The organism is Paenimyroides ceti (assembly GCF_030409925.1).
In genome coordinates this window covers 1-13,746 of record NZ_JAUFQU010000066.1, presented here as the reverse complement: position 1 = coordinate 13,746, position 13,746 = coordinate 1, and the positions used below count along the sequence as shown (strand labels likewise).

The 13,746-nt window shown below is 35.3% G+C and carries 16 protein-coding genes and 2 pseudogenes; 9 read left to right on the top strand and 9 right to left on the bottom strand.

All coding sequences use genetic code 11. The annotated features are described in order from the left end of the window. The 3 genes and pseudogenes from QW060_RS23525 to QW060_RS28160 all read left to right on the top strand — a co-directional run. A pseudogene (locus tag QW060_RS23525) lies at positions 1-521 on the top strand (30S ribosomal protein S12 methylthiotransferase RimO); the annotation flags it as partial. A gap of 43 nt (positions 522-564) precedes the next feature. After that, positions 565-888 (top strand): AEC family transporter, encoded by a 324-nt coding sequence (locus tag QW060_RS28165; protein WP_317623230.1) that lies wholly within the window; start codon positions 565-567, stop codon positions 886-888. Continuing rightward, positions 885-1,475, top strand: coding sequence for an AEC family transporter (locus tag QW060_RS28160; protein WP_317623229.1), 591 nt, complete (start codon positions 885-887; stop codon positions 1,473-1,475). The genes QW060_RS28165 and QW060_RS28160 overlap by 4 nt, the downstream gene beginning before the upstream one ends. Positions 1,476-1,506: 31 nt before the next feature. Here the strand turns inward: QW060_RS28160 and QW060_RS23515 are convergent, their stop codons facing one another. Continuing rightward, the gene (locus QW060_RS23515) at positions 1,507-2,538 is read right to left on the bottom strand and encodes an AMP-binding protein (RefSeq protein ID WP_317623175.1); all 1,032 of its coding nucleotides are present in this window, start codon (positions 2,536-2,538) and stop codon (positions 1,507-1,509) included. A gap of 7 nt (positions 2,539-2,545) precedes the next feature. Further along, the gene (locus tag QW060_RS23510; protein WP_290363683.1) at positions 2,546-3,436 is read right to left on the bottom strand and encodes a CPBP family intramembrane glutamic endopeptidase; all 891 of its coding nucleotides are present in this window, start codon (positions 3,434-3,436) and stop codon (positions 2,546-2,548) included. 54 nt (positions 3,437-3,490) lie between these two features. On the opposite strand from QW060_RS23510, the gene arsC reads away from it, so the two are divergent. The 3 genes from arsC to QW060_RS23495 all read left to right on the top strand — a co-directional run bounded on the left by arsC (position 3,491) and on the right by QW060_RS23495 (position 6,373). Then, positions 3,491-3,829: an arsenate reductase (glutaredoxin) gene (arsC, locus tag QW060_RS23505; RefSeq protein ID WP_290363684.1), complete on the top strand. Its 339-nt coding sequence runs from the start codon at positions 3,491-3,493 to the stop codon at positions 3,827-3,829. 94 nt (positions 3,830-3,923) lie between these two features. Further along, positions 3,924-4,400: a carboxypeptidase regulatory-like domain-containing protein gene (locus QW060_RS23500; protein ID WP_290365278.1), complete on the top strand. Its 477-nt coding sequence runs from the start codon at positions 3,924-3,926 to the stop codon at positions 4,398-4,400. Positions 4,401-4,426: 26 nt separating this feature from the next. Then, positions 4,427-6,373 (top strand): outer membrane beta-barrel family protein, encoded by a 1,947-nt coding sequence (locus QW060_RS23495; protein ID WP_290365277.1) that lies wholly within the window; start codon positions 4,427-4,429, stop codon positions 6,371-6,373. A gap of 95 nt (positions 6,374-6,468) precedes the next feature. On the opposite strand, the gene QW060_RS23490 is transcribed toward QW060_RS23495, so the two are convergent. Further along, positions 6,469-6,603: a hypothetical protein gene (locus tag QW060_RS23490; RefSeq protein ID WP_290363686.1), complete on the bottom strand. Its 135-nt coding sequence runs from the start codon at positions 6,601-6,603 to the stop codon at positions 6,469-6,471. A gap of 136 nt (positions 6,604-6,739) precedes the next feature. Next, on the bottom strand, positions 6,740-8,104 hold the full coding sequence (locus tag QW060_RS23485; RefSeq protein WP_290363687.1) for an MATE family efflux transporter: 1,365 nt from the start codon (positions 8,102-8,104) through the stop codon (positions 6,740-6,742). A gap of 89 nt (positions 8,105-8,193) precedes the next feature. On the opposite strand from QW060_RS23485, the gene QW060_RS23480 reads away from it, so the two are divergent. Together QW060_RS23480 and QW060_RS23475 are read left to right on the top strand one after the other, a co-directional pair. After that, the gene (locus tag QW060_RS23480) at positions 8,194-8,985 is read left to right on the top strand and encodes an AraC family transcriptional regulator (RefSeq protein WP_290365276.1); all 792 of its coding nucleotides are present in this window, start codon (positions 8,194-8,196) and stop codon (positions 8,983-8,985) included. 5 nt (positions 8,986-8,990) lie between these two features. After that, a complete protein-coding gene (locus QW060_RS23475; RefSeq protein WP_290365275.1) occupies positions 8,991-9,242 on the top strand; it encodes a Na+/H+ antiporter NhaA in 252 nt (83 codons plus the stop codon). Positions 9,243-9,244: 2 nt separating this feature from the next. Here the strand turns inward: QW060_RS23475 and arsB are convergent, their stop codons facing one another. The 4 genes from arsB to QW060_RS23455 form a co-directional block, all read right to left on the bottom strand. After that, positions 9,245-10,285, bottom strand: coding sequence for an ACR3 family arsenite efflux transporter (arsB, locus tag QW060_RS23470; RefSeq protein ID WP_002978295.1), 1,041 nt, complete (start codon positions 10,283-10,285; stop codon positions 9,245-9,247). Positions 10,286-10,287: 2 nt separating this feature from the next. Next, on the bottom strand, positions 10,288-10,665 hold the full coding sequence (gene gcvH, locus QW060_RS23465) for a glycine cleavage system protein GcvH (protein ID WP_002978297.1): 378 nt from the start codon (positions 10,663-10,665) through the stop codon (positions 10,288-10,290). Positions 10,666-10,851: 186 nt separating this feature from the next. Continuing rightward, entirely contained in the window at positions 10,852-11,454 is a 603-nt protein-coding gene (locus QW060_RS23460) for a metallophosphoesterase family protein (RefSeq protein WP_290365274.1), read from the bottom strand. Positions 11,455-11,497: 43 nt separating this feature from the next. Continuing rightward, the gene (locus tag QW060_RS23455) at positions 11,498-11,641 is read right to left on the bottom strand and encodes a hypothetical protein (protein WP_290365279.1); all 144 of its coding nucleotides are present in this window, start codon (positions 11,639-11,641) and stop codon (positions 11,498-11,500) included. A gap of 104 nt (positions 11,642-11,745) precedes the next feature. Here QW060_RS23455 and pruA point away from each other — a divergent pair. Next, a pseudogene (gene pruA / locus QW060_RS23445) lies at positions 11,746-13,373 on the top strand (L-glutamate gamma-semialdehyde dehydrogenase). A gap of 66 nt (positions 13,374-13,439) precedes the next feature. On the opposite strand, the gene gldD reads toward pruA, so the two are convergent. Beyond that, a partial coding sequence (gene gldD, locus QW060_RS23440; protein ID WP_450091487.1) for a gliding motility lipoprotein GldD occupies positions 13,440-13,746 on the bottom strand: 307 nt, incomplete at its 5' end.

Genomic DNA, 13,746 nt, shown 5'->3' with positions numbered 1-13,746 from the left:
TCCTTAAATCAATGCGCAGAGGTACTACTTATGCCAAAACAACGCAACTTTTAAAAGACTTCAGAGCAGCTGTACCGGGAATGGCCATCCGTACTACTTTAATTGTAGGTTATCCGGGTGAAACTGAAGAAGATTTTGAAATTCTGAAAAACTGGGTTCAGGAAATGCGCTTTGAACGTTTAGGTTGTTTTGCTTATTCTCATGAAGAAAACACACACGCTTATACTCTGGAAGATGACGTTCCTGATGATGTAAAACAGGCAAGAGCAAATGAAATTATGGAAATTCAGGCTCAGATTTCATGGGAACTCAATCAAGAAAAAATAGGGAAAACCTATCGTTGTATCATTGATCGTAAAGAAGGGAAATATTTTGTAGGAAGAACAGAATTTGATAGCCCTGATGTGGACAACGAAGTGCTGATTGATGCTTCTAAACATTATTTAAAAACAGGTGAATTCGTAGAAGTAACAATAGATGAAGCTACAGAATTTGATCTATACGGAACACCAGCCTTATAATTCTTAACCGAAAGTAATCCTTTCGGTTTTTTTATTACAAATTATGAGTAATATTCTTCTAATTTTTATATGTCTGCTGGCAGGAACAGCTCTTCAAAGACTAAAAGCTTTTCCTAAAAATACGGCTGTAGTCCTGAATCAATATGTACTGTATATTGCTTTACCAGCCATGGCACTCTTTTATATTCCAAAGATACAGCTCCGTTATGAATTATTATTTCCTGCAGCTGTAGCCTGGATCAGCTTTGGAATGGCCTTTGTATTTTTTCATTTTTTAGGAAAAAGGCTTGGCTGGTCAAATAAGCTTACAGGCTGTCTGATCTTAACTGCCGGACTCGGAAATACATCTTTTGTCGGTATTCGGTGATACAGGCACTCTACGGTTCTGAGGGACTGGAAACTTTAATCGTAGTTGATCTTCCGGGTACTTTTGTCGTTTTGTCAACCGTAGGAATTTTAGTGGCAAATTCTTACGCACATACGAAAAACTCCGCCTCCTTATTAAAAAAAATGTTCAGCTTCCCTCCTCTTATTGCCTTTTTATTTGGATTGCTTCTGGCACTTTTTAAAGTAGACTTTCCGGAACCTTTGAGTGAAACATTCAAAATGCTTGCAGCGACTATATCTCCCATTGCTTTACTTTCTGTAGGATATCAGCTAAAATTTCAAAAAGACAGTAAACATTATCCGTATTTAATACTCGGCTTGATGTTCCAACTCATTTTTGTTCCTTTGGTTATATTTATGGTGTATTATGGTGTATTCCATTTGAATGACACAGCAACTAAAGTCTGTATTATTGAAGCCGCTATGGCTCCAATGATTACGGCAGCTATACTCGCAAATACACACGGATTAAAACCACAACTCAGCAATATGATGGTCGGTTTCGGTATTCCGATATCTTTTGTAACGATCGGTTTATGGTATCTTCTGATTGAATATATAATGTAAAACGCAGGAATTACTCCTGCGTTTTATAAACTTATTTTAAGTTTTCTCGTCTTATTATTTTCCCTGTGGGTGTTTCTTTAAACTGAGCTACAAATTGTATTTCCTTAGGTTTTTCATAAACTGTGAGTTCCGAAAAAGTTTCTTCTGTTAAATCATAAGGCTCACTTTCTATAACCAATACCAACTTGTTCCCCAAAGCCTCATCTGTTTTACCGATAACAAAAAAACGATCTGATATATAATGTGCCAGCTTCTCTTCTATCTGCTCAGGAAATAGTTTAATTCCACCGCTGTTGATGACATTATCTATGCGTCCGATCCACTTAAACGTATGATGGTCTTTCAATTCTACCAAGTCATTGGTCACTACCTGTTTATCAGCAACCAAAGGAGCATCAATAACCAGACAGTTACGATCGTCAACACTTAAGGTTACATTCGGCAGTGCAGTAAAATAGTCATCTTCAATACGTTTTGCCGCTATATGGGTAACCGTCTCTGTCATTCCATATGTTTCATAGGTTTCACACTTCTTCTCCAGCAAAAGTTCCTTTAGTGAACTACTGAGCTTCGCTCCACCAACAATGAGTTTTTTGATATTATTGAGTTTACTAAGAGATCCCTGAACCTGTAAGGGAACCATAGCAACAAAGTCATAGCAAGTATCATTATTTTCCATCGGAAAAGAACTTGGTACTACAAAATCTAAATCAAGACCTAATACAACCGCTCTGACAAACATCATTTTTCCGGCGATATATCGCGTTGGTAAACACAGTAATGCTTTATCGCCTCTTTCTAATTTAAAAAAATCTGCTGTTGCCTTAGCAGAATTGATCATCGCCTGTTTAGACAATTTTATTTCTTTGGGATTTCCGGTAGTTCCCGAAGTAAGTAAAATCACATGGTCATTATCATCAAACCATTGCAAAATCAGCTGTCCCAGTTCTTTTTCATGTGGTTCACCGTCTTTAATAAGCGAAATAGCCATTTCGCATAAGGCATCACCTTGAAATGATTGCCCGTTAAGCTTAAAAAAAGGATGCACTTCGTTACACTTCATAATCATTTCAATTGAATTGTGTTAATTTTCTTTTCCAATCATTCCAGCCATATTTCTTAGCAAAAATGAATAACAAGATAGGAAAAATCAAAAAAACCTGAAGTATAATTTCTGTTAAACTATTAGAAGAATCACTGATATCTATCAGAAGAGCTTCTGACTGCAATGCTGAAGTTTTAGAAGTAACTAAGAGTGAAAGCATTACATTATTTGCAGCATGAAATCCTAATGCAAGTTCCATTCCATCATCCATGAGTGTGATAATACCAAGAAAAAAACCGGTACCGATGTAAAAAATCATGATAGAAGGTCCCAGCTGCAATACTTCCGGATTTGAAACATGAATCAATCCAAACATTACAGAGGTAAAAACTAAGGGAAACCAACGCGTTTTTGTAGCCAATCCCAATCCCTGCATAAGATATCCGCGAAAGAAATATTCCTCAAAACTTGTTTGTAAGGGTACAAAAATGATGCTTATAATAATAAGAAAAATAAAAGGTACAGGTTTAAAATTGATTTCATAATCAGAAGGATTTATATAGTAACTGATACCTGTTGAAATAATCAAAAACAAGGACCATAAGGCAAATGAAAACAAAATCCTTTTCCAGTCGGTTTTAGGTCGTGCGGTTGTGAGACTTCGAATGCTTTGTCCGTGAAAAAACCTTACCCATAATAACAATAACAACAATAAAAACGCAAGAGGAGCCGTCACCATAACCAATGTCATATTTTTTCCCATTTGTTCTACCATCAAATCCAATGCTTCCTGAGTATTGGTCTCGGCTAATGAACTGGCAATAAGATTAAAAGCCATGAATATGAAAAAAGCCAGACTAAACGGAAGGTATTTTAAAAGACTGTCTTTATTGTTTTTTAACTGTTCTATATACATTGGTTTGGTTTTTGAGGTTTATTCTTTTTATAATTATCAAAAATAACAAATAAAATGATTACTATTTACCACAATCCACGATGCAGCAAATCCAGAGAAGGTCTGGCATATTTAGAAGATAAAAAAGTTGAAGTAGATGTAATAAAATATCTTGACGAACCTATTTCAAAAGAAACGCTAAAGCATCTGATTGCATTACTAAATATAAAACCTATAGAATTGGTTCGCACAAAAGAAGCGGAATGGGCTGATTATAAAAACCAACAACTCAGTGATGATGCTATAATTGAAGCAATGGTAAAACATCCAAAACTGATAGAAAGACCTATTGTGGTAAATGGTAATAAAGCAGTTATAGCACGTCCCTTTTCCAAAATTGAAGATATACTATAGGAATACAGCCGTTTTATTTAACAATATATTATTATTAAACCCGATTTACTGCACTATTTTTGCATAAAATCTATACTCAAAATTCATATAATTTATGAAAATTTTTAGAATATTACCTATACTGTCCATGCTTTTCATTACCACATTGGGTTTCAGTCAGCAAGCTGCTGAAATCTATGTTAAAGGTACGGTAGTTGAAGCAAAGACTAATCAACCATTAGAATATGCGAGTATTACGCTTGTAAGTACTACGAATCCGAGCTATGTCACAGGCGATATGACAGATGCCAGTGGACAATTTAATATTCCTATTCTTCCGGATACCTATGAAATTAAAATAGAATTTTTGGGCTACCAGACCCTGACGATTTCCAATAAAGAAATCACCTCTTCTATGAGTCTTGGTATGATTAAGGTTGAAAGTGATTCTGAAGTGCTTGAAGGTCTTGTGATAGAAACAAAACGGGCAGATGTAGAGTTCAAACTCGACAAAAAAGTATATAATGTTTCCAATGACAATATCAATAAAGGTGGAACTGCCAGTGATGTTTTGGATAACATCCTTCTGTAGCGGTAGATGCTGATGGAAATGTAAGTTTGAGAGGTAATGAAAGTGTTCGCGTTCTCATTGACGGAAAACCTTCAGGAATGGCTTCCAATATTGCAGATGCACTAAAAATGCTTTCTTCAGAATCAATCGAACAGGTAGAGATCATAACAAATCCGTCTGCAAGATATGAAGCAGAAGGGGGTGCCGGAATTATTAACATCATTCTGAAAAAGGGAAGCAACCAGGGCGTTAACGGTAGTGTTACTGCCAATGTAAGCAACCCTTTCGGGTACAGCGTTGGTGCCAATATCAATTATAAAGAAGAAAAATTCAATCTTTTTGCCAATTTAGGTTACAGAAATGATTTTACAAAAGGAAACTCTCTTAACGAAACAGAATATATTGATCAAAATACTGGTTTGTCAAAGAGTTTTGTGAATGAGTACAGCAAAAGAGAACGTAAAAGAAAAGGCTATAATGCCAACTTCGGTTTCGAATATTATCTGACAGATAAACTGACATGGAATAATAATTTTACATGGAGAAGAAGTGACGGTGATAATCCGAATGATGTAAATTATGATTATTATGATGCAGGCAGAAATTTATTATATAGCAACAGACGCTATACTGCCGAAGATGATTTTAAAGAAAATGTAGACTACTCAACTGATTTTACATATAAATTCAATGATAAAGGTCACCAGTTGTTCGTATCCGGAACCGTTTCAAAAAACTTTGACAGAGAAGATTCTGACATTTCTACAAGTAATGCAGGTACAGTTCTTACAAGCGATTTAACCAATTCAAGGGAAAACGAATTGCGGAATATTTTACGTTTAGACTATGTATTACCGATTGGAGAAGGACAATTTGAAGCAGGATATTTAGGAAATTTTAATGAATTGAATACAAAATATAATGTAACAACCTTAGAAAATGGTGAATACATTGAAAACGAGCAGTTTAAGAACAATTTGGAATATCTTGAGAAAGTTAATGCCTTATATGCTCAGTATGGTAATAAATACAAGAAATTCAGCTATATGGTTGGCTTGAGATGGGAAGCAAGTGAAATTGATGTAAATCAGTTGGTAACCAACGATTACAATAAGAAAAAATATAACAATTTTTTCCCAAGTGCTTTCTTAAATTATGAACTGACAGATTCATCTACTGCATCGATCAGCTACAGTAAAAGAGTAAGACGTCCTCGTGGGTGGTCCTTAAATCCAATCTCAAATTATTCGAGTTCTATCAACTTTTACAGAGGAAATCCTGATTTAGATCCATCTTTTACAGATGCCTTTGATTTAGGCTTTATGAAACGCTGGTATAAACTGACGTTGAATACTTCGGTATATTATAACCGTACGACTGATGCTACTCAATTTATAAGAATTGTAGACGGTGTAAATGAGGAAGGTATTCCGATTACCATCAGTTCTCCTATTAACCTGAATACAGAATACCGTTACGGATTGGAATTCAATGTAAATTACAATCCATTTAAATGGTGGAGATTAAACGGAAACATCAACTTATTTCAGGAGCAAACAAGAGGGGATTATACTTACACAGATACAGAAGGAAACAGTATCACTCAGAATTTTGACAATGATACGTTTACCTGGAGTTCAAGAGTGGCTTCCACGGTTAATTTACCAGGTGGTATAGATTGGCAGACGACTTTTATGTACAGAGGTCCGAGAAATACAGCTCAGGGAAAAATATTAGGTGAACCAAACCTCAATCTGGCTTTCAGTAAGGATATCTGGAAAGATAAAGCAACTATTGCTCTAAATGTTCAGGACGTTTTTAACAGCCGTAAAATGAGAAGTGAAATTTATCTGGATACGGCAAACAGTTACTCAGAAAGACAATGGAGAGAACGTACGATTAATTTATCATTTACGTATCGTTTCAATCAAAAGAAAGCAGAAAAACCGGGAAGAAACGGGAATGAAGAAAACGGCGGAGAAGAGTATATGTAATCTTTTAGGATTTTGATACCGCTTATATACAACACATCACCTGCTTTTTATTTTACAGCATTTGTAGTAAAAAGTAGGTGATGTTTTTTTGAGTATTACTCATTAGAGATTGTAGCGGCCAATAGAATTCGTGCTTTCAGAATCTTTTCTTTTTGAGCCTCTGAAAGTGACATCCCTGCTTTACCGATAAGAGTATCCATACCCATAGTAAACTCCCAGGCAAAGTCCAATACCTCAGCTTTTTCAGCCGCATCCAGTATTTCATGTATATCAGCATCCTCCCTAGAAGCTTTAATATTGTTATAAATAGTGTCTTCTAACAGATATCTATCTTGTTTTATAGTTTTCATCATTCGTTTTTACTTGTTATTGATAAACATTTAATTTCTTTTCCGATTTGGTTAATCTATTGAAATTGATTCTTACGAGAAAAATAACCAACAGAAAAATGCTCCAGTCAATTATAGCACTTGCCCAATACACACTATCGACTCCAAAAAATGAAGGTATAATGAGCATAACGGGAACATAAAAAACAAGTTGTCGCAGAATTCCAACAATACTTGCAGGTTTTCCATTTTTTACTGAAGGAAACCAAACCATAGCCATAAAAATAAAAGGTAATGTAAGCAACACACTCATGTATATTCTGAAATTGGTTAATTGGTTCATACTAAATGTTACATTCGGAATCATTATTGAAAGCATATCAGAAGGAAAAAACATGACAATAGCCCAGAAAGGCAATAGAATAATGAGTCCTGTAAAAGAAAATAATACATATGATTTTTTTGCTCTTTCATAGTTTCCAGCTCCAAAATTCATTCCTGTTACTGGTTGCAAAGCCCGCATCAATCCCCATAAAGGGGTATTTAGGAGTATAAAAAAACGATTAACCGCCGTATAAAAAGTGATATCCGCTGCAGTACCATATTTTGCAAGTGCGTTGAATACTACTATATTCTGAACTACAATCATTGCCATCATTATAAAGGCAGGCATTCCCAGTGCAAAAGTTTCTTTTATGATTTGCCTGTTCGGTAGTAAAGACCAGAATTTGGTTACAAAAGATGCTTTTCCTTTTGAATAGTACCAGATACCTGATAAAGTGTAAATAATCATAGAAACATTGGTTGCCCAGGCAGCACCGCTTACCCCCCAGCCAAAAGTATCAATGAATACAGGTTTAAGCAATACATCGATGACAAGTCCTATTGCGATCATCCATGCAGCTGTTTTCATTTTCCCTTCAGCACGGATCATCATATTCAGTGCTAATCCATGAATCCAAAAGAAATTGCTCAGCAAAGTCACTTTAAAGTATTCGGTTCCCAAAACAGCTATTTCTCCCCTGCCACCCATCATATAAATCAATTCTTCTGCATATATATAAGCAGGTAAGCTCAACAATACTGATGATATCAATGATAGAAAATGAACTGTTCCAAACATTTTCTTTAATTTTCGCGTCTGATTCTCACCTATCCAGATACTTAACGAAGTACCTATTCCTGTTCCGATAAGGCTTCCCATTGCCTGCGCCAATTGTGCCAAAGGATACGCTACACCTACTGCTGCCAAAGCAGTGTTACTGATCAGATGCCCTACAAAAATTCCATCCAGAAAATTATTCATCCCATACAAAACCATTGCAACAACAGCCGGCCATGAAAGTTGCCACATAACTCTCGTAAGGTTTTCATTTAATATAAGCTGTTTCTGTTTATCCATTTTTTTCCATCAACGTTATTTTACCATCCTTATTATTAAGATTTATTCTAAATAAAGTTTATTTTTGCAAATGTACTTTATAGCAGATTTTGTTTAGCTACGCAGAGCGGAATATAATCACCGCAAAAAGAAATTGTTTAACGAATAACATTAATGAAATGAGGTTACGAATCCATACATCTGATTTTCCTGAGCTGGTTATTGAAAGAGACGATCCAAGAATGTTTTATCCAACAAACGGTCTTTTTAAGGAACACAGTGTCACTTTAAATAACCGTTTGGGAAGAGGTTATTATAAAGAAATCTATTTTGACGGAATCCATATCGGACATGGTAATGCCTCATTGTCTCAACAGACTTTAGTGGATTTTGACAGTCAGTATGAAACAGTTGAAATGCATTTTTCTCTTAAGGGATTCAGCAGATCGAATAATCACAACATGGCACAGAAGATAGATTTTAGTCCGTGCCAGCATAATATCATTTACGCAAATCATCTCAAAGGAACAATGGAATGGAATGACGATGGTTTACAAATATTTGAAATCAATTTACAGCCTGCTTTTTTCGCAAAATATTTACCTGAAGATCATTTCTTTCAATCTTTTAAAAAGGCTATTGAAAAAGGTTCCTCCTGTCTCATTCAAAATGAAAACAACTGGATTACTAATGAAATGTATGAGATCATTCATGCTATTATTCACTGTAACCGTACAGGTATTTACAAAAAAATGTATCTTGAGGCTAAGGTAATTGAACTCTTACTGTTACAACTGGAGCAGATACAGGATATAAACACCTCTGCAACAAGCAGCAAACTGAGAAAAAAAGATATTGATAAATTATATGCTGTAAGAGAATTTATCATTCAGAATTTGTAACCTCTTTGATATGCTCTAAATTAGGGATAGGTCAACTTCCTGCAAACAGTAACTTTATTCACATTATTGGCTTAGGATTATTAGCTGGAATAGGTTTTACAATGTCCATATTTATATCTATGCTTTCATTTGACAATCAGGTTTTCATTGAAGAGGCCAAGCTATCTGTTTTAATAACATCACTCATTGCGGGTATAATAGGATATGTGATTTTGAATTTATCAAGTAGAAGAAAGAGTAAGAAGACTGAAATTTAAATTCAGTCTTTTTTACTATAATATTTCTCCTTTAGCCATAAACTTGCCTTTACCAATAATATCAGTACCGGAACTTCTACCAGTGGGCCGATAACACCCACAAATGCCTGTGGCGAATGAATGCCGAAAATCGATATTGCTACGGCTATTGCTAATTCAAAATTGTTTCCTGTGGCTGTAAATGCGATGGATGCGTTTTTGTCGTAAGGAACTTTAAGAGATTTATTGATAAAGAAGCTCACGAAAAACATCAACACAAAATAGATGATTAGCGGTATGGCTACTTTTACTACATCCATTGGTAATTCCAATATTTTATCGCCTTTCAAGCTGAACATTAATACTATCGTAAACAGTAAAGCGTACAAGGTAATTGGCGATATTGCGGGGACGAATTTTCGGTTATACCATTCTATACCTTTTGATTTTATAAGGAAGTAACGGCTTAAAAAACCTGCTAGGAATGGAATACCTAAATATATCAATACGCTTTCGGTAACATCTTTCATGGATACGCTTACATTGAAATTGGCTAATCCTAATTTTGCAGGTAATACGTTGATGAATAACCAAACTAAAAAGCTGTAAGTAAATATCTGGAAGATGCTGTTTAATGCAACTAACATAGCTGTATATTCTCTGTTTGCTTTAGCTAAGTCACTCCAGACGATGACCATGGCAATACATCTTGCCAAACCGATAAGAATTAAGCCTGTCATATAATCGGGTTCGTTACGTAAAAACAAAACCGCTAATCCAAACATCAATAGCGTGCCGATTACCCAATTGAGCAATAAGGATATGCCAATTACTTTTTTATCTCTAAATGCTTTGGGCAATAAGGAATAATCAACCTTTGCCAAGGGGGGGTACATCATTAATATCAATCCTATTGCCAATGGAATATTGGTAGTGCCAACAGATAAGCTGTTGGTAACATTAGAAATATTGGGAAAGAAATGACCCAAACCCACGCCAATTGCCATTGCAAGGAATATCCATAAAGTAAGGTATCTGTCTAAGAATTTTAATTTTGGTTGCATTGCTAATTTGTAAGTTCTTTATATTGGTTTGATGTCAATAAGTCTTCTAATTCTGTAATGTCTTTTATTTCAATTTTAATCAACCAACCGTCTTTATAAGGATGGTCGTTTATGAGTGTTGGTGCTTTCAAAAGTAGTTCGTTCGTTTCAGTGATTTTACCCGATACAGGCATAAATAAATCACTGACCGTTTTAACTGCTTCAACAGAGCCGAATACTTCGTCCTGCTGAAAACTATATCCAACGTTTGGTAAATCCGCATATACGATTTCGCCCAATTCACTTTGCGCAAATTCTGTAATGCCTATTGTACCTGTGTTGTCCTGTATGCTTATCCAGGTATGTTCTTTTGAATACTTTCTTTCGGTTGGAAATTCCATTTTTATAAATTTTAGATTAGTAACCTCTTCTTAAATTTTCTGCGTATTCGTTTGGTAAAATGCTTTCTTCAACTGCTTTTGCAGCCCTTTCAATATCATAATCAAAGCGTATAAATTCTACACTGATACTATCTTTGTCCAACACAGAACTGTTTTCATTAATCGTAAACATTACATAACCGCCTCTTACATCGCTGTCCTTCGGTTTACCAACCGAACCGATATTAATGGCGTGTCTGAAATGATTTTGACCGTCAATACCGAATTTAAAACTCTGTGATAAGGTTTGTGTGTGTGTCCGAAGCACATAATGTCTGCATCGGCTTGCTCCATAATGCGAAGCATACTTTTTTCCTCACGGTCTTCAAAAAGATATTCGTTTATTTTTCTCGGACTTCCGTGTACCAAAAGCAAATTCAATTTATCTTCATTCAGTTGAAATTCTACTTTGATATGGGCTGGAAGTGTACGCAAATACGCTCTTTCTTCATCTTTCATCAAAGAATTTGTGAATGAAATAGAAATATTTCCGTTATCTTTTTCACTGTCTGTTTTGTAGGCACAACCGCATTCGTTGCTCATTCTGCCAATGCCAAAATCGTAATTTCCGGCAATGGTTGGTATTCTCCTTTTACGGATTTCGTTTACCACTTCGTTTGGCCAAATATTATAGCCCACCAAATCGCCCAAACAATAAATACTGTCTGGTTTTCTTTTTTCAACATCTTCAAAAAATGCTTCTAATGCAGGTAAATTGGCGTGAATATCACTGAATAATGCTATTTTCATTTTGTCTAATTTTTATTGTTTAAATATTTTGTTTAAGATAACTTTAGATAAGATTAAATAAATACCCTAATAATGCTCCTCCAATAACCACAAAGGCACTATTTATTTTTTTGAATTTGAAAACTACGATCGACAGTTCAGGCAGTTTACTGACCTCCCCTTTCGGAACCATGAAAGGATTTTTCAATATGATCAATTTCACAAACTCACGCAAATTCAAAGTGTATATTCCTATATTTAAATTATGTACACCATTTGCCTTAAATTAAACCTAAATAAAATAAATCAATTATGCCAAAAGGAATTTTCAATGTGCCTAAAGCATTTAATGAGCCTGTCAAATCATATGCACCGGGTTCAAAAGAAAGAGAAGACGTATTAAAAGCATTTAAAGAATTATATCAATCTACCGTTGACATTCCTTTATACATTGGCGGAGAACAGATAAAAACCGGAAATACAAAAAAATTATTCCCTCCTTTTGATCACCAGCACCATTTAGGTGTTTATCATACAGCAGACAAAGGTTTGGTAGAAAAAGCTATCTCATCTGCTTTGGAAGCACGCCAAAAATGGTCAGAAATGGCTTGGGAACACAGAGCATCAATCTTTTTAAAAGCAGCAGAATTATTAGCAGGTCCGTACCGTGCTAAAATCAATGCAGCAACAATGATTGCTCAGGGAAAAACAGTACATCAGGCAGAAATAGATTCAGCATGTGAGTTTATCGATTTCTTGAGATACAATGTGCAGTATATGACTGAAATTTATGCTCAGCAACCTGCTTCTTCAGAAGGTATCTGGAATCGTTTAGAGCATCGTCCGTTAGAAGGATTTGTATATGCTATTACTCCTTTTAACTTTACTGCAATTTCAGGAAACTTACCTTCTTGTGTGGCTTTGATGGGAAATGTTGTAGTATGGAAACCGGCAGCTACTCAGATTTACTCAGCAAATGTAATCGTTGAAGTTTTCAAAAAAGCAGGATTACCTGACGGTGTTATTAATGTAGTTTATGGTGATTCAGGAATGATTACCGATACAATTCTTTCAAATGAAAATTTTGCAGGAATCCATTTCACAGGTTCTACAGGTGTATTTAATGATTTTTGGGCTACCATTGGTAAAAACATTCATAAATACAAAACATATCCACGAATTGTAGGAGAAACCGGAGGAAAAGATTTCGTTTGGGCACATCCTTCATCAGATGCAAAAGAAGTAGCAACGGCACTTTCAAGAGGTGCTTTTGAATATCAGGGACAAAAGTGTTCGGCTGCATCAAGAGCTTACATTCCTTCTTCTATATGGAATGATGTAAAAAAATATGTAATTGAAGACTTAAAAACATTTAAACTGGTTCACCGGAAGACTTTACCAACTTTATGTCAGCGGTCATCAGTGAATCATCATTTGACAAACTGGCAAAAGCTATTGACGAAGCAAAAGCATCCAATGAAGCAGAAATCATCACAGGAGGTAACTACGACAAATCTAAAGGCTGGTTTATTGAACCAACAGTTATTGTTACCACAAATCCGAAATACGACACAATGGAGCGCGAATTATTCGGTCCGGTATTAACAATTTATGTGTACGAAGATGCAAAATGGGAAGAGTCATTAACATTGGTTGACGAAACTTCAACTTATGCTTTGACAGGAGCCATCTTCTCACAGGACCGATATGCTATAGAATTGGCTACTAAAAAACTTGTCAATGCTGCCGGAAACTTCTATATCAACGATAAACCTACGGGTGCAGTTGTAGGTCAGCAGCCATTTGGCGGAGCAAGAGCTTCAGGAACAAATGACAAAGCCGGATCTGTATTAAATCTGCTTCGTTGGGTTTCTCCACGTACCATCAAAGAAACGTTTGTACCGGCAACGGACTACAGATATCCATTCTTGTCAGAATAAGAATATACAATCAAAAAAGACAACTAAAATTAGTTGTCTTTTTTGTTTTTCAGAACGTTATGAAGTCTATTTCCAGTGTATAGATTCCATTAAATGTCTCATATCTGTTTCTATATAATGTGTCGCAGGGTATATAGAATCAAAATTTGGTTTTGCATAAAAATACAGAGAACCTACAACAAAATGGTTGATACTGTCTGTTGCATAAAACTGCACATTAGTAGCTGCATTCCCAATTATTTTATAAAACATACCATAAACCTTTGCTTCGCGATTGATGAAAATCTTTTCCTGAATATCATCAGCTTTTATATTATGATTATAGGTAAGTTTCTGAGCATCTCTCAACAGGGAATCAAGATTATTTTTAGTC

Coding starts and splice junctions, on each gene's coding strand:
- QW060_RS23500 (WP_290365278.1), top strand. CDS start 3,924: ATGAAAATTTTTAGAATATTACCTATACTGTCCATGCTTTTCATTACC.
- QW060_RS23510 (WP_290363683.1), bottom strand. CDS start 3,436: ATGTATATAGAACAGTTAAAAAACAATAAAGACAGTCTTTTAAAATAC.
- QW060_RS23515 (WP_317623175.1), bottom strand. CDS start 2,538: ATGAAGTGTAACGAAGTGCATCCTTTTTTTAAGCTTAACGGGCAATCA.
- QW060_RS28165 (WP_317623230.1), top strand. CDS start 565: ATGAGTAATATTCTTCTAATTTTTATATGTCTGCTGGCAGGAACAGCT.
- arsB (WP_002978295.1), bottom strand. CDS start 10,285: ATGCAACCAAAATTAAAATTCTTAGACAGATACCTTACTTTATGGATA.
- QW060_RS23460 (WP_290365274.1), bottom strand. CDS start 11,454: ATGAAAATAGCATTATTCAGTGATATTCACGCCAATTTACCTGCATTA.
- gcvH (WP_002978297.1), bottom strand. CDS start 10,665: ATGGAATTTCCAACCGAAAGAAAGTATTCAAAAGAACATACCTGGATA.
- arsC (WP_290363684.1), top strand. CDS start 3,491: ATGATTACTATTTACCACAATCCACGATGCAGCAAATCCAGAGAAGGT.
- QW060_RS23485 (WP_290363687.1), bottom strand. CDS start 8,104: ATGGATAAACAGAAACAGCTTATATTAAATGAAAACCTTACGAGAGTT.